19 protein-coding genes are annotated in these 17,819 nt (G+C 42.8%); 8 read left to right on the top strand and 11 right to left on the bottom strand.

Features of this window, described 5'->3' with window-relative positions:
* Positions 1 to 781: 781 nt before the first annotated feature.
* On the bottom strand, positions 782 to 1,114 hold the full coding sequence (locus V7K62_RS09330; protein ID WP_334863656.1) for an HAD-IA family hydrolase: 333 nt from the start codon (positions 1,112 to 1,114) through the stop codon (positions 782 to 784).
* 377 nt (positions 1,115 to 1,491) lie between these two features.
* The gene (locus tag V7K62_RS09325) at positions 1,492 to 1,923 is read right to left on the bottom strand and encodes a nucleoside deaminase (protein WP_334863655.1); all 432 of its coding nucleotides are present in this window, start codon (positions 1,921 to 1,923) and stop codon (positions 1,492 to 1,494) included.
* Between the two features lie 15 nt (positions 1,924 to 1,938).
* Between V7K62_RS09325 and V7K62_RS09320 the strand changes: the two genes are divergently transcribed.
* Positions 1,939 to 2,862: a nucleoside hydrolase gene (locus V7K62_RS09320; RefSeq protein ID WP_334863654.1), complete on the top strand. Its 924-nt coding sequence runs from the start codon at positions 1,939 to 1,941 to the stop codon at positions 2,860 to 2,862.
* Positions 2,863 to 2,867: 5 nt separating this feature from the next.
* On the opposite strand, the gene V7K62_RS09315 is transcribed toward V7K62_RS09320, so the two are convergent.
* A complete protein-coding gene (locus tag V7K62_RS09315; RefSeq protein ID WP_334863653.1) occupies positions 2,868 to 3,251 on the bottom strand; it encodes a type II toxin-antitoxin system RelE family toxin in 384 nt (127 codons plus the stop codon).
* Between the two features lie 191 nt (positions 3,252 to 3,442).
* Between V7K62_RS09315 and V7K62_RS09310 the strand changes: the two genes are divergently transcribed.
* Positions 3,443 to 3,694 carry a hypothetical protein gene (locus V7K62_RS09310; protein ID WP_334863652.1) on the top strand — a complete coding sequence of 84 codons (252 nt, stop codon included), beginning with the start codon at positions 3,443 to 3,445 and terminating at the stop codon, positions 3,692 to 3,694.
* Between the two features lie 88 nt (positions 3,695 to 3,782).
* Here the strand turns inward: V7K62_RS09310 and V7K62_RS09305 are convergent, their stop codons facing one another.
* Positions 3,783 to 4,337: an NUDIX hydrolase gene (locus V7K62_RS09305; protein ID WP_334863651.1), complete on the bottom strand. Its 555-nt coding sequence runs from the start codon at positions 4,335 to 4,337 to the stop codon at positions 3,783 to 3,785.
* Positions 4,338 to 4,468: 131 nt separating this feature from the next.
* Here V7K62_RS09305 and V7K62_RS09300 point away from each other — a divergent pair, with 131 nt between their 5' ends.
* Positions 4,469 to 5,521: a dipeptide epimerase gene (locus tag V7K62_RS09300; protein ID WP_334863650.1), complete on the top strand. Its 1,053-nt coding sequence runs from the start codon at positions 4,469 to 4,471 to the stop codon at positions 5,519 to 5,521.
* On the top strand, positions 5,505 to 6,551 hold the full coding sequence (locus V7K62_RS09295; protein ID WP_334863649.1) for a DUF1611 domain-containing protein: 1,047 nt from the start codon (positions 5,505 to 5,507) through the stop codon (positions 6,549 to 6,551). Before V7K62_RS09300 ends, V7K62_RS09295 begins: the two co-directional genes overlap by 17 nt.
* Before the next feature lie 78 nt (positions 6,552 to 6,629).
* Here the strand turns inward: V7K62_RS09295 and V7K62_RS09290 are convergent, their stop codons facing one another.
* A complete protein-coding gene (locus V7K62_RS09290) occupies positions 6,630 to 6,830 on the bottom strand; it encodes a hypothetical protein (protein WP_334863648.1) in 201 nt (66 codons plus the stop codon).
* Positions 6,831 to 7,034: 204 nt separating this feature from the next.
* Between V7K62_RS09290 and mnmE the strand changes: the two genes are divergently transcribed.
* Complete coding sequence (gene mnmE, locus V7K62_RS09285; protein WP_334863647.1) at positions 7,035 to 8,429, top strand: tRNA uridine-5-carboxymethylaminomethyl(34) synthesis GTPase MnmE; 1,395 nt, start codon at positions 7,035 to 7,037, stop codon at positions 8,427 to 8,429.
* Between the two features lie 84 nt (positions 8,430 to 8,513).
* On the opposite strand, the gene V7K62_RS09280 is transcribed toward mnmE, so the two are convergent.
* The 3 genes from V7K62_RS09280 to V7K62_RS09270 all read right to left on the bottom strand — a co-directional run bounded on the left by V7K62_RS09280 (position 8,514) and on the right by V7K62_RS09270 (position 12,227).
* Positions 8,514 to 9,998 carry a DICT sensory domain-containing protein gene (locus V7K62_RS09280; RefSeq protein WP_334863646.1) on the bottom strand — a complete coding sequence of 495 codons (1,485 nt, stop codon included), beginning with the start codon at positions 9,996 to 9,998 and terminating at the stop codon, positions 8,514 to 8,516.
* Positions 9,999 to 10,344: 346 nt separating this feature from the next.
* Positions 10,345 to 11,844, bottom strand: coding sequence for a UDP-N-acetylmuramoyl-L-alanyl-D-glutamate--2,6-diaminopimelate ligase (locus V7K62_RS09275; protein WP_334863645.1), 1,500 nt, complete (start codon positions 11,842 to 11,844; stop codon positions 10,345 to 10,347).
* 53 nt (positions 11,845 to 11,897) lie between these two features.
* Complete coding sequence (locus V7K62_RS09270) at positions 11,898 to 12,227, bottom strand: glutaredoxin family protein (RefSeq protein WP_334863643.1); 330 nt, start codon at positions 12,225 to 12,227, stop codon at positions 11,898 to 11,900.
* A gap of 237 nt (positions 12,228 to 12,464) precedes the next feature.
* Here V7K62_RS09270 and V7K62_RS09265 point away from each other — a divergent pair, with 237 nt between their 5' ends.
* Complete coding sequence (locus V7K62_RS09265; RefSeq protein WP_334863642.1) at positions 12,465 to 12,653, top strand: DUF4089 domain-containing protein; 189 nt, start codon at positions 12,465 to 12,467, stop codon at positions 12,651 to 12,653.
* Positions 12,650 to 14,038, top strand: a complete 1,389-nt coding sequence (locus V7K62_RS09260; RefSeq protein WP_334863641.1) for an AtzE family amidohydrolase — start codon at positions 12,650 to 12,652, stop codon at positions 14,036 to 14,038. The genes V7K62_RS09265 and V7K62_RS09260 overlap by 4 nt, the downstream gene beginning before the upstream one ends.
* Before the next feature lie 447 nt (positions 14,039 to 14,485).
* Here V7K62_RS09260 and V7K62_RS09255 read toward each other — a convergent pair whose 3' ends face one another.
* Both V7K62_RS09255 and V7K62_RS09250 read right to left on the bottom strand, forming a co-directional pair.
* Positions 14,486 to 14,647 carry a hypothetical protein gene (locus V7K62_RS09255; RefSeq protein ID WP_442937243.1) on the bottom strand — a complete coding sequence of 54 codons (162 nt, stop codon included), beginning with the start codon at positions 14,645 to 14,647 and terminating at the stop codon, positions 14,486 to 14,488.
* A 37-nt stretch (positions 14,648 to 14,684) separates the two neighbouring features.
* Complete coding sequence (locus V7K62_RS09250) at positions 14,685 to 16,010, bottom strand: DUF58 domain-containing protein (protein ID WP_334863640.1); 1,326 nt, start codon at positions 16,008 to 16,010, stop codon at positions 14,685 to 14,687.
* Positions 16,011 to 16,311: 301 nt separating this feature from the next.
* Between V7K62_RS09250 and V7K62_RS09245 the strand changes: the two genes are divergently transcribed.
* Positions 16,312 to 16,857 carry a hypothetical protein gene (locus tag V7K62_RS09245; protein WP_334863639.1) on the top strand — a complete coding sequence of 182 codons (546 nt, stop codon included), beginning with the start codon at positions 16,312 to 16,314 and terminating at the stop codon, positions 16,855 to 16,857.
* Between the two features lie 112 nt (positions 16,858 to 16,969).
* Here the strand turns inward: V7K62_RS09245 and V7K62_RS09240 are convergent, their stop codons facing one another.
* On the bottom strand, positions 16,970 to 17,737 hold the full coding sequence (locus V7K62_RS09240; protein ID WP_334863637.1) for a phosphatase PAP2 family protein: 768 nt from the start codon (positions 17,735 to 17,737) through the stop codon (positions 16,970 to 16,972).
* Positions 17,738 to 17,819 lie beyond the last annotated feature (82 nt).

The raw sequence follows: 17,819 nt of genomic DNA, 5'->3' as shown, positions 1-17,819 counted from the left end.
GCGAATAATTAAATATCTAAAATAGCTTTAGCATTAATTTTTACAAGAGATTGAGAGATTATTATAGTGTTAACATTTTCTGTTTTCCCGATATCGTGTGTTGGGTTCCACTACGTTCCACCCAACCTACAGGAGAGAGCGATCTATTTGTAGGTTGGGTGGAGGCGCAAGTTAGTATCTTGGCAAAAAATGAACAATTTATATTGCGCCGTAACCCAACATCAAGCGGTATTAATCTTAGCGAATAATTAAATATCTAAAATAGCTTTAGCATTAATTTTTACAAGAGATTGAGAGATTATTATAGTGTTAACATTTTCTGTTTTCCCGATATCATGTGTTGGGTTACACTACGTTCCACCCAACCTACAGGAGAGAGCGATCTATTTGTAGGTTGGGTGGAGGCGCAAGTTAGTATCTTGGCAACAAATGAACAATTTATATTGCGCCGTAACCCAACATCAAGCGGTATTAATCTTAGCGAATAATTAAATATCTAAAATAGATTTAGCATTAATTTTTACAAGAGATTGAGAGATTATTATAGTGTTAACATTTTCTGTTTTCCCGATATCATGTGTTGGGTTACACTACGTTCCACCCAACCTACAGGAGAGAGCGATCTATTTGTAGGTTGGGTGGAGGCGCAAGTTAGTATCTTGGCAACAAATGAACAATTTATATTGCGCCGTAACCCAACATCAAGCGGTATTAATCTTAGCGAATAATTAAATATCTAAAATAGATTTAGCATTAATTTTTACAAGAGATTGAGAGATTATTATAGTGTTAACATTTTCTGTTTTCCCGATATCATGTGTTGGGTTACACTACGTTCCACCCAACCTACAGGAGAGAGCGATCGCACTGCATATTTGTCACTAAAGCAATTTTTTAACCTAGATAACGCATGATGAAATATCTCAGGAGATGGTTTAGCAAAACCAATTGCTTGAGAAACTACAACTACTTCAAAAAAATGCTCAATTCCAGCAGCTTGCATTTTCCGTAGTTGCGCTGATACAAACCCATTCGTAATCACAGCCATTGTCCCGGCTGTACCGCCACCAATGACAAGTACATCCGTTTTTATTTGTTGGGTGTTGATGTCCATAAGCTTTTGCGAGTAGGGAGGAACTTCTAAGATTTATTATCGTTCCAAACGATATCTTTGACTTGGATTTGCTTGGGAACTAGCTTGATTTTGTGAAAAGTATCGGCAATATTTTGTTGCTGAGTGATTAGCCCTCTTCTGTCACTCTCCGAAAACTTTTGCCATTTCTGAATTCTAGAGCTTTTGTATAGGAAGCGATGGCTCCGCCCGCCACAGGCATCGCCAGATTTTTTCCTAATAACAAATACAATAACTAAGTTTTTATTATAGGATAGCTTGTATTGATTGACTGAAGAAAGCTTCTAGATATTGCCCTCCCGGAGAGTGACAGAAGAGGGCTAACCAATAACAAATGACAAATGACAAATGACAAATGACTATTTACCAATATCTTCATTCCAGAGTTCGGGGTTAGTTTCAATAAACTCACTCATCATTTGTTCGCATTCGTCAAGATTAAGATCAATTACGTCCACACCGTGAGATACCATAAATTCTTTAGCACCAGGAAAAGTTTTGGATTCTCCAGCGATGACTTTTTTAATGCCAAATTGTACCACTGCCCCAGCGCACAGGTAACACGGCATTAAAGTTGAATAGAGTGTCGTCCCTCTATAACTGCCAACTCTTCCAGCATTGCGGAGACAATCGATTTCAGCGTGGGTAACAGGATCGGCGTCTTGCACACGTTTATTGTGTCCTCTGCCGAGAATTTTCCCATCCTTGACGAGAACCGAACCAATGGGAATTCCACCTTCTTGTCTTCCTTGTTTTGCTTCTTGAATTGCAGCTTCCATAAACTCATCCATATTAATTCTCCTTTTATGACAAAACAACTCGTATTAATGGATCACGATGGCGGTGTTGATGATTATCTAGCAACAATGCTGCTGTTGACGATGGATCATATTGAACTCCTTGGTGTTGTCGTCACTCCAGCAGATTGTTACGTTCAACCAGCTGTTAGCGCCACACGTAAAATTATAGATTTGATGGGATTTTCTCATATCCCGGTTGCAGAAAGCACAGTGCGCGGTATCAATCCATTTCCTACTTTATATCGCCGTGATTCGTTTATCGTTGACCATCTTCCCATTCTCAATCAAAGCGAAACCATCACTACGCCTCTGGTTGCCGAAACAGGTCAAGATTTTATTATACAGGTGTTACGTGACGCATCAAGCCCTGTAACGTTGATGGTAACTGGGCCGTTAACGACGGTTGCAGTGGCTTTGGATAAAGCACCAGACATTGAAGCCAAGATTCACAAGATTGTGTGGATGGGGGGGGCGTTAAATGTTGGTGGTAATGTGGAAAAAAGTCTGGAAGCTGGACAAGATGGTTCCGCCGAATGGAATGTTTATTGGGACGCAATTTCAGCCGCGCGGGTATGGCAAACTCAAATTGAAATTATTATGTGTCCTTTAGATTTGACTAATAATGTCCCAGTCACATCAGAATTAGTGCAAAAAATGGGGCGACAACGCCACTATCCCATCTCTGATTTAGCCGGACAATGTTATGCACTAGTTATCCCCCAAGATTATTATTTTTGGGATGTCTTAGCAACAGCTTATCTGGGACATCCAGAATTTTATCAATTACGCGAATGGGAAACAGAAATTATCACCACTGGTCTTAGTCAGGGGCGTACTAAAGTAGTCCCTAGTGGTCGAAAAATTTATGCGATGGATAAGGTAGATAAAGATGCTTTTTACGCTTACATATTGCAACAATGGGCAAGATAAAAAACTTACGAAATTCGCGCAGTTTCTCGATTATGGTGCAGTAATTCTTGATACAAAGACTCTGCCACACCTTTATACGCTTTATCGAGGTCATCGTGTTTGACCACTCGAAAAAGAGTAAAAATAACTTGCCCAAAAATTGGATCTTCGTCAACTGTCAAAATCACCCTTAGTTTCTGCGAAACCCTTAGCGTGTAAAGCGAAGATTCATAGCCATTAATATCTGACGGTAGGGGAAGACGACGCAACTTACGATAAACCTCAGCTTTTTGAGTTGGGAAGAGGCTGGCGCAATCATTGATTTTTTTAACCACTGCGGCTTTATCATCTTCACTCAGCCTGCCAAGATCCTTTTCAAAGCTCCTTGTTGACTCAATTAGAACATCCACATTACAAACTCCGCCAATCTGAATTTTAGCTACTTGCCCTCTGTCCTTAGCATAGTAACAAAATCTTATTCCCCTAAATAGCCTCGTGACAAGTTAATACAGAACTTGAACAGGTAGCCTGGAAGAATCGCTTCCACCAAAGGATAGAGCAGATGGTAATTTTGGTGCATTTGTAGATTAAGAGGTTCAAAATGGCTATAAATCTAGATTCTGGTTTTGAAATTCTTTATCTTAGTGACCTTAAATATAATGAAATGACTGTTGAAATACAATATAAGGGACAACAGGTTGCACAAATAAATAAAGATAAAGGTGTTGACAAAATGGAAATAGATATATACTCAGAATATGTTACTCCCGATTTTTCGTCGGAATTGAAATTCCCATTAAGTGACTTTTTAGAAGCAATAAATATAGCTAGCACAGCATTAAGAGATGCTTGAATTAATTCTCAGTCAGTAGAATTGTACCGATTCTATCGATTGGCTAGAGTAAAATCATAGTGATAATTTCAGACTTCATCGTGACTGATTATTCATAAGTTATAAACTTAAAACCTAAGAAGAGAGCCGCAACAGTTCCTGCCACAGAAATTTCACCTTGGGCAATTTTATTTAAAACTGATTCTACAGGAATTAATACAACCTCAATCTCTTCTGTAATATCTAGTTGCTGCTCTCCAACTTTGCTCACATTCTCTGCTAAAAATAAATGTATTTGATTAGTATCTTTACTCGGCTTATCGTATAGAGTTCCGATTTTTCTAAATTCTTGGGGAATATAACCAGTCTCTTCTCTGAGTTCTCTAATTGCTGCTACTTCGGCACTCTCTTTTGTGGGATCGAAATTCCCTGCCGGCAGTTCCAAGAAAAATTCACCTACAGCGTGTCTGTATTGCCGGACGAAAATAATTTCTCTACTACTAGTGATAGGTAAAACCATTGCGACATCAGGCTTAATACTGACAAAATAATCATCGATAATTTTACCATTTGGTAATTCTATTTCATCTTGCCTCACCTGACACCAAGGATTATCTAAAACCATTTTTGATTTCAAAATCTTCCATTTTTTTAAGTTATTCATAAACTAAGTAACAAATAAAAGGTATGTATAAAAATTTTTAGTGAATGTAAAAAAGTATAACAGATGCATCCCATAATCTAAACTTTCAACTTACACTAGCTTTTGCTGATAGCATAATATGTATAATAAATATGCAAATAAATGTAAATTTATTTACAGTAAATAAGAGATTTCCGTTGACCATTAGTCGAGGTACAACGGCACAAACAACGAATGTATGGGTGAAGATTTTATATGATGATATCGAAGGCTGGGGGGAAGCATCACCATTTGGTGTGGGTAATCATCGGCAATCAACTGATACGATCAAAGATGCTTTACAGCAAGTCGTGCCACTGTTGCAACCATTCAGCCCCTTACAACGGCAGCAAATTGAGCAAATTTTAACACAAAACCAGATTCCTTCTGCTGCTAGAGCAGCCTTAGATATGGCAATGCACGACTGGCTCGGTAAGCATGTAGGATTACCCTTGTGGCAAATCTGGGGACTCGATCGCAATCAAATAGTACCGACTTCTGTCACAATTGGGATTAATTCGCCTGAAGCTGCTAGGGCGAGAGCGCGAGACTGGTTACAATTTACCGATGTCCGTCTTTTTAAGGTGAAATTAGGCAGTCCCGATGGCATAGATGCAGATAAAAAAATGCTGTTAGCAGTGCGAGAAGAAGCACCATTACCAGAATTTTTCGTTGATGCCAACGGAGGTTGGAGTTTAGAAGATGCGATCGCTATGTGCAATTGGCTAGCTGATTTAGGTATAAAGTATGTAGAACAGCCATTACCACGGGGGCAAGAACCAAGTTTAGCAAAACTCAAAGAACACTCTCCCCTGCCGATTTTTGTTGATGAAAGTTGTTTCACCAGCGCCGATATTCCCGATTTGGCAAATTACGTGGATGGTATTAATATCAAACTGATGAAATCAGGGGGACTAACAGAGGCAATGCGAATGGTACACACAGCACGAGCCTATCGGTTGCAAGTAATGTTTGGTTGCTATTCTGACAGTTCGCTAGCTAATACAGCAGCATTACAGCTAGCGCCACTAGCTGATTATTTAGATTTAGACAGTCACCTTAACTTAATTGATGATCCTTTTACGGGTGCATTGCTAAAACAAGGAAGAGTTTTGCCAAACGATTTACCAGGTTTGGGAGTACAACACAGTGCGTCTACCACTTAATCAACGAGTAGCTATCTTACTTCATGAAGGAACTACTGGGACTCAGGGCAAAACAGGGCTAGCAATTTTACGCTATAGTGAAGCCCCAATCGTAGCCGTAATCGATCGCGAGTGTGCTGGCAAATCCCTACCAGAATTAACAGGTATCAAGCGTGATGTGCCGATTGTGGCATCGGTAGCCGCAGCCCTAGAGTACAAACCGGAAGTTTTGGTAATTGGCATTGCCCCAGGAGGTGGTGCTGTACCAGATGATTACTGGCATGAAATCAAAGACGCTTTAGAAGCGGGAATGTCGCTGGTAAATGGTTTACATACACCAATGGCAAGTATCCCAGAGTTAAATGCACTGCTCAAACCAGGGCAATTAATTTGGGATCTACGAAAAGAGCCGTCTAATATCAGTGTTGCTAGTGGAATGGCACGCACTCTCCCGTGTCGGCGGGTGTTGACAGTGGGAACCGATATGGCGATTGGTAAAATGTCAACTAGTCTAGAGTTACATTGGGCGTCAAAACTGCGGGGCTGGCGTTCTAAATTCCTCGCCACAGGCCAAACTGGGGTGATGTTAGAAGGGGATGGTGTGGCTTTAGATGCCGTGCGGGTGGACTTTGCCGCCGGTGCTGTGGAACAAATAGTCATGCGCTATGGCAAAAACTACGACATCTTGCACATTGAAGGACAAGGTTCACTGCTACACCCTGGTTCAACGGCAACTCTACCCCTAATCCGTGGTTCGCAACCAACCCAACTGGTGTTAGTGCATCGGGCGGGACAAGTTCATGTACGTAATCATCCCCATGTAATAATTCCACCTTTAACAGAGGTGATTCGGCTTTATGAAACTGTTGCTAATGCTGGTGGTGCTTTTGGAAGTGTTCCTGTAGTTGGTATAGCGCTAAACACAGCCCATCTAGATGAGTCTGCGGCCCAGGAAAGCATCGCTCAAACAATAGCAGAAACAGGACTACCTTGCACTGATGTAGTCCGATTTGATGCTAATGTGCTTTTGGATGCAGTGATGAAGAATTAGCTACTGTAGAATAGCTTATTTCCTCCAGCAGCGATCGCTTGGCGGCAAAACTGCGAGAATTAAATATAGATCCAGATACTATGGATCTTCAGGAAAAACCCATTTTGGCGGTTCCGTCATTTTTTTTCGCAGACGTTCTTGTGCCAACTCCAGCATTTTGTCTAAGGGAGTTTCTTCAATAAATCTTGCGGCTGCCTCTCTAAACTCGATATTGGGGCATTTATCTCCTAAAACACAGCCGTTAACACAGGCTACAGCGCAGTTAATCTTTTGCTCCACAGTAAATTCCTCTCTAAAAGTTATGAGTTCTAAGTTGTGAGTTATAATTTTCGCCCCTAACTCGTCACTCTTTACTATCAGGCATTACCCTCAAGGTAAATTTTACCTTGCCAGTTGCCATCTCATTAGTCTAAATACCTACCATTTAGAAAGTTATGAGTTATGAGTTATGATTTTTACTCCTCACTCTTATAAAGGGCGCTCATGTCAGAACTCTTTGCTACTACTGGAACTATAGCCGCGATCGCCACTGCTGTTGTCCCCCAACAGGGTAGTGTTGGCATTGTGCGGGTGTCCGGTTCTCAAGCAATGACAATCGCCCAAAGTCTTTTTCATCCACCAGGGCGACAGGTTTGGGAAAGTCACCGGATTCTCTACGGTTACATTCGCCATCCCCAGACGCAACAAATAGTGGATGAAGCCCTGTTGCTGATTATGAAAGCACCGCGTTCTTACACCCGTGAAGATGTTGTAGAATTCCATTGCCACGGGGGGATTATGGCAGTGCAGCAGGTATTACAACTGTGTTTGGAAAATGGGGCCAGACTAGCGCAACCTGGAGAATTTACTCTCCGCGCCTTTTTGAATGGACGATTAGATTTAACTCAGGCCGAAGGTATTGCCGATTTAGTCGGAGCGCGATCGCCCCAAGCTGCTCAAAGTGCCTTAGCTGGTTTACAAGGAAAATTAGCTCATCCAATCCGTCAGTTACGCGCTAACTGTTTGGATATCTTGGCAGAAATTGAAGCTCGGATTGATTTTGAGGAAGACCTTCCGCCGCTGGATGATAAAGTAATCATATCAGAAATCGATAAAATTGCCGCAGAAATAACTAGATTATTGGAAACCAAAGATCAAGGTGAGTTGCTACGCACTGGTTTAAAAGTAGCAATTGTTGGGCGTCCGAATGTGGGTAAGTCGAGCTTATTGAATGCTTGGAGCCAGAGCGATCGCGCCATTGTGACTGATTTACCTGGTACAACCCGCGATGTGGTGGAATCGCAGTTAGTTGTTGGGGGAATCCCCGTACAAGTGCTAGATACTGCGGGGATTCGGGAAACAACAGACCAAGTGGAAAAAATTGGCGTCGAGCGATCGCGTCGTGCCGCCAATGCAGCTGATTTAGTCTTGCTTACCATCGACGCTTCAGACGGTTGGACAGAAGGCGATGAAGAAATTTACGAAAAGGTACAACATCGTCCGTTGATTATAGTGATTAACAAAATCGATTTAGTAGAAGAAAGCGAAAGAACAATTCTTCAATCAAAAATTCCCAATCCCAAATCCAAAATTGTCACAGCCGCAGCCCAAAACCAAGGTATTGATGCTTTAGAAACAGCAATTTTAGAGATAGTTAAAGTAGGAAAAGTGCAAGCGGCTGATATGGATTTAGCCATTAACCAAAGGCAAGCAGCAGCCTTAATTCAAGCTAAAATATCTTTGGAACAGGTACAAGCAACAATTGCCCAGCAGTTCCCTCTTGATTTTTGGACAATTGACTTACGGGGTGCGATTCAAGCTTTAGGAGAAATTACTGGAGAGGAAGTAACAGAATCAGTTTTAGAGAGGATTTTTAGTAAGTTCTGTATTGGGAAATAACCTATAAAATTTTTCTAATTTTTGAACCAATTCAATCGGAGTTATAAGTTATGAATTATAAATTTATAACTCATAACTCATAATTCATAACTCATTTTCTGGAGCGATCGCTTTTGGGGTATTGCCAACAGTTGCTAGTTGCACTGTAAAGGTAGAACCTTCAGATAATTTACTTTTTACAGAAACAGATCCGCCACAGCGCAGCAGCAATTGCTGTACTATCGTTAACCCCAACCCAGCACCACCATAATCTTCGGTTGCAGATGTACGCACGCGATAAAACCGGTCAAAGATTTTGGGAATTTCGTTTTCCGCAATACCAATACCTGTGTCGCGGAATTCTAATTGGACATAATCGCCTTGAGTACGGGCACGCACCCATACTTGACCCCCATTAGGGGTAAACTTAAGGCTGTTGTGCAGCAGATTAATCACAATTTGCCTCAGCCTACCATTCACGCACCAAACAGATGGCAGTTCAGTCGGTACGGTGTAGGCTAGCATAATCCCTTTTTCTTGAGCTACAGGTTGGTAGGTACTGACTACTCCAGGTACAATATCTGAGAGACGCACCAACTCCAAAGTCGTCCCCTCCAAATTCCGTTCTAGCTGCACCAGTTCCAAGAAACCAGTAATCAGAGAATTTTGCTGATCGCACTGGGTATTTAACATGTGTAAATAACGTTGTCGCTGTGGGGGTTTAAGATTAGGGGAATTCAATAACGAAAGTGCTGTCTTCATGTGCGTCAAGGGTATACGCAGTTCCTGACAGACATTTTTCAGATATTCATCTTTGAGTTGCTCTTTGTTGTGCAGTTCTTGATTTTGCTGCTCCAACTTATTAGTTCGTACTGTGATGATTTGACGATTAATTTCGTCTTGTCGGAGAAGTTGTTTTGCCAATAGTTGATTCATCAGTGCGGCTTGCGGCACGGTTGGACAAATAAAACTAGCAGGTAAAATTGAGGATGATTCTGGCACGTAGACGCCAGGCGGCTTGTCGTTAGACATCGCTTTTTGGATACCATTTAATACTTGCTGAATTACTCTCCCCTCAACAGTAGTTATAATCAGCAACGGCTGGTTTTTATTAGTATTTACCTTCCCCGATGTCTGATTTTTGCGTTTTTTAAGTGGTCGATGAGCCAAAATTAAACTGCAAAACTGGGGCGATAACACCATCAGAAAGTTTTCCCGTCGCAGTTGGCTATCTAGTGGTAGGTGAACAGAGATATGATGAGAAGATGAGGGAGATGAAGAGGTATTTAATCTTCCCTCTCCCTTGTCTTCCCCTGCTTCCCCTTTCCTGTTCTCCTCAATCTGGAAAGTATAAATGAGACTAGACGCACCTACCGAGGATTGATAACGCCCTAATTCTGATTGCCAAATTTTATCTGGTGGTAGCTTCACCCATAAAGTGGCTGCAATTTGCTGCTCAATGAGTAAGTCAATTTGCGCTCTCACCAGTGATAGCAGAGTAGCAGGACTCAGGGACAATGGTTTAGGAGGCGTTTGCACTCCCATAACCAGTTGATAAACAGACAGTTCCTTAGCCAGAGATACATTCATGAGTCAAGCACAACAAGGATGAAGCAAGAAATAATTCTGTCTTTTCACCTCATCAGGAAAACCTCACTTCCATTCCTCTGTCCTTTTAGGGGAGAGGCTTTGAATTCTCCGCCTTCCCTAGTAGAGTAGGGGGCTGGAGGGTTAGGTTTCGTGTTAGCTTTTTCAGATGACGTGAAAAGTCAAGAAATAATTCTGTCTTCGATTTTCACCTTTATGTGTGCATCTTTTACAAAATCCCTACGTAAAAAAACATGAACTATAAAAAAAAACTCTACCTACAGAGGATAGAGTTTTTGGGCATGGGGAATGGGGAAGAGTTAACAATTCCCAATGCCCAATGCCCAAATTAACGTTTTCTTTTCAGTCTTTGGTGTAAAGCGTCGCGTGCGTGTTCTCGGTCGTCAAAATGGATTTTTTCGGTGCCGAGAATTTGGTAGTCTTCGTGACCTTTACCAGCAAGCAATACTCCATCACCGGGTTGTGCTTGTAAAATAGCGGTACAAATTGCGATCGCCCGATCGCAAATTACCGTTGGCTGCACTGTGTCCGCAATTCCCGCCAAAATATCTTGCAAAATCCGTTCTGGATCTTCAGTCCGGGGATTATCCGATGTTACTATTGCCACATCAGCTAACTCAGCAGCAATTTTACCCATTTTTGGGCGCTTAGTGCGATCGCGATCGCCGCCACAACCAAACACGCAAATCACTTTACCAGGTATAAAGGGACGTGCAGCTTTCAGTAAATTTTCTAAACTATCGGGTGTGTGGGCATAATCCACAATCACGCTAATATCTTGCTCAGTATTAATCTGTACTCGTTCCATCCGTCCGGGAACTCCGGGAAACTCAGGTATCACAGATACGAGTAATTGCAAATCTAGCCCTAAGTGTAAAACTGCTCCGACGGCTGCGAGAAGATTTTCTAAATTATATTGTCCGACTAGGGGCGATCGAAAAGCCACGTCACCTTTTGGTGTATGTAAGGTACCACCAACACCATTCGGCTGGTAACTTAAATCACTCATCCATAAATCGGCGCTGTTGTCGTTAACACTGTAACTCCAAACCCGTTCTGAATCCAACGAGGCAATTAACCGTTTGCCATAAGAATCATCAGCATTAATTATTGCCCGTCCCTTGAGATAATCAGAACTAAATAACAACGCTTTGGCAGCAAAGTAATCTTCCATATCGCTGTGATAGTCGAGATGGTCTTGGGTAAGATTACTAAATACCGCCACCTCAAATTCACAACCCAAGACTCTACCTTGGGCCAAAGCGTGAGAACTTACTTCCATCACCCCGAACTCACTCCCAGCCTTTACAGCCTCAGCTAGCTGCTGTTGCAGTTCCACTGCAAAGGGCGTAGTGTGGGCAGCAGTTTGCTCAAAACCTGCCCAACGAGTGTAAAGAGTTCCCATCAAAGCTGTCGCTAAATTAGCTTTGTTGAGTAGAAATTCAATTAGATGAGTAGTTGTAGTTTTGCCATTAGTACCAGTCACACCTACCAGCTTGAGTTTTCGCCCTGGATAACCGTAAAAAGCACTGGCTATCTGGGCACAAGCTTGAGTGATATTACTTGCACTAATGACCACAGCCTGATTTGTGGGAGGATTTTTTTGTGCAGCTTCGGGAGAAACGATCGCAGCGACAGCCCCCGATGCGATCGCACTTGGCCAAAATTCTCCACCATCAACCCGCGTTCCTGGCATCCCAATAAACAAATCTCCCACACGACAAGCATGGGAATTTGTCTTTAAACCCCTAACTTCCACATCCTCCATCAGATGGCTAGGCAATTGCTCAACACTATCTACCGCCGTTAGTAATTCCCGCAATTTCATTTTGTGAACCTCGTCACATTCTTAATCTTGCGCTTATTCTGCATTATTTTTTTCTAATTGGCTAAATACTTACGCAACATTTGCTCCAACTGCTGCACACTAGCACGAGGAGAAGGACGCGGCAATAATTTCTCACTCCCCTCTGCGTCACGGACACTTTGCTCAACGGGGGGGAACCCCCGCACGCAAGTGTCCTCCTCTGCGTCTTGGCGGTTCGATAAATAAAGTACCGGCACCTCATACTGATATGCAGCGAACCAATCTTCACGAGTCGTAATATCCCTAATTTCCAACTCAAAACTGAGATTTTGGATTTGTTCTAGCTTTTCTTGCAAGCCTTCACATAAATGACAGCCGGGTTTACTGTATAAAAGTAATCGCATTGTTTATTTTAGTTGGCGTAAGAACTTATCTGACTTTTCACACCAAAAACCTAACCCCCTAACCCCCTTCCCGACGCGGGAAGGGGGGAAAATTCAAAGTCTCTCTCCTTTTAGGAGAGAGAAATAGAAGTGAGGTTTTCCAGATGCCTTGAAAAGTCAGGAAGTTATAAGTATTAAGATAACGTAGACGCTTCGGCTTGCCACAGGCTACCGCAGAGGCGCAGAGGGCACAGAGAGATGAAAAGAGAAGGGTTTGATGTGGGTGAGTATGTTACTCAAATGGCGTTGTTGTTGGATTTAGAGCTAAGAGATGAGTATCGTGATAGTGTGGTGGCAAATTTTGAGAGAATTAGGGCGATCGCTAATCTGGTAAATTCTTTCCCTCTACCAGAGGAAATTGAAGTTGCACCAGTATTTGAACCATGAATGATGCTGTATCAATAGCTGCTGCTGTACGCGAAGGCAAAGTTAGCGCAGTCGATGTCACCAAGGCTGCGTTAGCACGAATAGCAACGCGGAATCATCTATTCAACTGTTTTACGACTATAACTGCTGAGACAGCTTTAACAGATGCAGCCCGCATTGACAGGGAAATTGCCCAAGGTAATAATTCTGGAACCCTTGCGGGTGTACCTTTTGCGGTGAAAAATCTCTTCGATATCGCTGGTTTAACGACTTTGGCAGGATCGAAAATCAATGTAGAAAATCCAGCAGCAAGCCTTGATGCAACCGCAGTAGCGAAGTTGAAACAAGCGGGTGCTGTGTTGATTGGCGCTTTGAATATGGATGAGTACGCTTATGGGTTTGTGACGGAAAACTCCCATTACGGTGCTACTCACAACCCCCATGATTTACAGCGAGTTGCTGGTGGTTCATCGGGTGGTTCGGCGGCGGCGGTTGCTGCTGGGTTAGTACCGTTGACGCTGGGTTCTGATACTAATGGTTCAATTCGCGTTCCGGCGGCGTTGTGTGGCGTTTTTGGTTTCAAGCCGACTTATGGAAGGTTATCTCGTGCTGGGGTAGCTTTATTTTCTAGCAGTTTTGACCATATTGGCCCTTTTGCGCGTTCGGTGCAGGATATCGCTACGGTGTTTGATGTACTTCAGGGAGAAGACGATCGCGATCCCATTTGTACAAAGCGTCCGCCTGAATTATGTTTACCACAACTTAAGCAAGATATTTCTGGTATCAGAATTGCCATTGCAGCTGATTATTTCACCAAAGGCGCAGAACTGGAAGCTTTAGCAGCAGTGCAAGAAGTAGCTGATGCTTTAAATGTCACTGAATACGTAATCATACCAGAAGCACACCGCGCCCGTGCAGCTGCTTTTGTAATTACAGCTAGCGAGGGCGCAAATCTGCATTTGGAAAAATTGCGATTGCGTCCTCAAGATTTTGATCCAGCAACACGCGATCGCTTTTTGGCTGGGGCGTTAATTCCTAATAGCTGGTATCTCCAAGCACAACGGTTTAGAAGATGGTATCGCGATCGCGTTCGGGAAGTTTTGCAAAATGTCGATGTAATTCTTGCCCCAACTACACCAATTTCCGCACCATTAATTGGTCAACAAACCATGATTTTAGATGGCCAAGAAATTCTTGTCCGTCCTCATTTGGGGCTATTTACTCAACCATTATCTTTTATTGGTTTACCCGTTTTATCAGTACCAATTCAGCGCCAAAATGCATTACCTTTAGGTGTGCAATTGATTGCAGCACCATATAATGAAGCCTTAATTTTACGGGTTGCGGCTGCACTAGAGGCAAAGGGTGTAGTTTCAGCACCACTAATTTTAGATCCTCTTCAATAAAGCTAATCGTTTGAAAATCGCTTCTTATATCGTTAGTTTTAATGTCGATTTACCAAATCGCACAATTATCGGACTTACGTACTGTACAAATGCCTCGTGATGTGAATTAACGATGCTCCCAGTTGTTTCAGGCTTTTCTTAATTATCCTGCGATCGTAAATAGACCAGAATGTAGGGGCACAGCAATGCTCATTGGTGTCAACTTCAGCTTAAACTCCTTTAAAACCTCGTTTCTAGCCTCTGGCTGGAAATGCTGCTCCTGGCGGCTCTGCCGCCAGCAAGAGAGGCGGAGCCTCAAGGACGAGCATTCCCAGTCGGAGACTGGGAACGAGGCAATCTAAAAGTTAGTTCTAGACTTGCTTTCACGTTAAGTTGACACCAATGAGCTTTTTCTGTGCCCTTACGAAAGATGTGGTTTTTAAACTTATGCATATTTGGTATTTATTATCAATGCGTAAGTCCTAAATTAAAGAAGTTAGAATCTGAAATATAGCGGTCAGAATCGCGAATTTTCTCCACCAATTTAGCCTCGTTTTCCTGCCCAAAGGCTAATATATTCACCTCAGCTATTGCTGGGTAGTCTGGCAGAGTTTCACAACGAATATTCATGCTTTCAAAACTAATTTTATAGTCCGAGTGACAAATACTAAAGTTGATTTCGCGCTTTGAGTTGTAAATATCGCTCAACCAACTGATCGGCAATTTGATTTGCTGGTGCATCTAGTACCAATACACCTTTTTGTTTCAGTTGGGCATAAGCTACTTGTCGTTGCATTAATAAATCTAGTGCCACTGCACGTCCATAAGCACCTGCGACATCATCTGTGAAAGTGTGTGCTAGATGATCAACTTGCGGATCTCGCAGAGTTACGCAAAATGGGAGATAGCGGGGTGCTAACTTGGAGAGTGCGGCTAGGAGTTCTGTAGAGGCAGTGACATCTACTAAATCAGTAATTACTACTACAAGCGCCCTCCGAGTTTGCCGCTGCAAAACATTTGTCACCGCCCCCAAATAATCAGATTCAAATAACACTGGTTGAATTGGAGTTAAGCAATTAATTAGCTGATTCAAATGATGTTGACCGCGTTCTGGGGGAATCCACGTATGCATCTGGCGGTCAAATACACCAACACCTACGCGATCGCCTCGATGTAAACCTGCCAAAGCTAAGGATAAAGTTGCATTCAAACCCCAGTCAAATCGCTGCAAACTCTGCACTTTTGCGGTCATCAACCGTCCGCGATCGAGTAAAATCAGTAATGTTTGTTCCTGTTCTGGTTCTAGAACCCTCACCAGTGGCATGGCATTACCATAAGCCCCAACCCGACGGGCGGTAGCTTTCCAATCAATAAACCGCAAATCGTCACCAGTGCGATAGTTTCGCAGTTCGGCAAACTCTGTACCAATACCAGTTTTGCGAGATTGACGCATTGATCCTGATGATTGCAGTGTCAGACGAATTGTGAGCGATCGCAATCCCACTAAATCAGGATAAACTTTCACTGGCAGACTTTGGGTAATTTGCCAATCATCCCAAGCTAATCCCCAAAGTCCCAACTGTCGGACTTGAATATTCCCCCAAGGAAACTCTCCCCGCTTTGTCGGGTGGACGGTATACGTCAATTCTTCGGTGCTGTTACTCTTAACAATAGCACTCAGTGCAGGTGCAGACACGCCAAATCCTGTTGGGTAATAGTCGCGGATTTCAATTTGGGCGTTGGTATTTGGCGATGTTACCTTCAGCACTACGGGATTATCTCGCCCAATGGATAATCGTGACGGTAATTCGCGGGTAATTTCCACACGAGAACGCTGCACCCGTAAACCATCTACAACCATTAGTCCAAGAATTATGGCATCAAATAGCACAACGATGGCGATGGTTGCTCTAATGCTGACAAATAAGGATAGGATCGGAGACATCGCTATACCCAAAACCAACAATAAATAAACTCGTCTGGAAGGAAGCATTTTTTAGAGCCAGAAGTTAGGAGTTAGGAATTATAGCGGTTCTCGGCCCAAGTGATGTACAAGAACCCCACCCCCAATCCCCTAAGAGCAAGCGAGGAGGGGGCTATGATCTAACTTGTATGATTAGGAAACGCTATCAGGTGAATTTAAATGTAACCGAAATAGGAAGACTTGCTAACTTCTGATATTTCTTTCTTGTAGAAAAATAGCTCTTGTACATTTCGGCGATCGCATTTGGTATTTCACTACGCAACTTCTGCCTCGATGAAATTATCAACCTAACTGAGGATAAAGCACAATTATGAATAGCAAAACTAAATTCTTGACTTTTGTCACCGTAACGCTGACAGTTTCTTGTTTGACAGTCAGCACAGTTGTAGCAAAAGCGAAACTGACAAACCAATCAAAACTGTTTATCAACGGCATCGGTGCAGTACAAGTTGGCATGACTGTCCCTCAAGCGACAAAGGCTGCTGGTACTAAGCTAGTGGGTGATCCACCTAATAACAATTGCTATTATGTGAAGCCACAAAATGAACCCAAAAATCTTTCGTTCATGGTGACAGAAGGTCGCATTTCTAGAGTAGATGTGCGGCAAAATACTCAGATTACTACCCTTAAAGGTGCAAAAATTGGCGACACGGAAGCGCAAATCAAGTCTTTTTACCCAGGACAAATTAAAGTCACACCTCATAAATACGTTCAAAACGGACATTACCTAACTTTCATCCCGAAAGACCGCGCCGATCAGAACTATCGTCTAGTCTTCGAGACTGATGGTAAGCTTGTGACTCAGTTCAGAGCGGGTAAATTGCCGGAAGTAGAATATGTTGAGGGCTGTTCTTAATTTAATCAACTTGCACAAATGCAAAATTTGCCCTTATCCCCCAATTCCTTCTCCCAAAATTGGGAGAAGGGGAGCTAATTTCAAAGTCCCTCCCCCAAGCTTGGGAGAGGGATTACTCCTCAGTTATCAACTTTCTTTCTTCAGGGAGTAAGCTAGTTTCATCTTTAGGGCGTTCGCCATCTACGGATTGGGCTTTAGTTGTATAGGGTTTGATAATTAGACTGACACCAATTGTCCAACCTAATCCAACCATCCAACCCGCGAGAATGTCACTAGGAAAATGAACCCCCAGATAGAGACGACACCAGGCAATAACTATTACATATAAGCTGCCGAAGATGAAAACTAACCAGCGCCAGGGGGTAGCCCAAGTTAAGAATAGCAAAATTGCTACCAGGGTTATACTGGTCATGGCATGAGCACTGGGAAATGCAAAACTAGACTCAGGTGCAATGGACTGCCACAATTGCGGACGCACTCGATGCATTAATTCCTTTGCCGTGCGGTTGATGATGATGCTTCCGACTGAGGCGGTGAGTAAATAAGCTAGCGATCGCCAGCGTTTTTGAAGTAGTAATATTAGTGCGATCGCACCCAAAATCGGTATCGCTGTCCAAGGCAACCCAATTATAGCTAGGTTAATAGCTAAAACATCTAACTGTGGGCTTGCTGTAGAATGAACTGCTAACAGAATCGGCGCATCCCACGGAAAGCCCGCTTGATTCTCCCATATCTTCACTGTCAGGATTTCAAAAACCTGCAAAGGTAAATAGACTCCGATCAAAAGGAGTAAGAGCGATCGCCAACGAGCAATCAACAGGTTTTTCAGAAAATCAAGCGGCGACTGACTCTCTTGATTGATTTTTTTCGCTTTTTCCATAAGTAAGTTAAAAAGACCGATCAACGACTTCACTAGAGCTTTTGCAAATAATCCCTAACACCCCACCCCCAACCCCTCCCCA

This window comes from Nostoc sp., assembly GCF_036917935.1.
In the GTDB taxonomy this organism is placed as follows: Bacteria; Cyanobacteriota; Cyanobacteriia; order Cyanobacteriales; family Nostocaceae; genus Nostoc.
The sequence above is the reverse complement of the archived record's forward strand: the minus strand, read 5'-3'. Positions and strand labels throughout refer to the sequence as shown.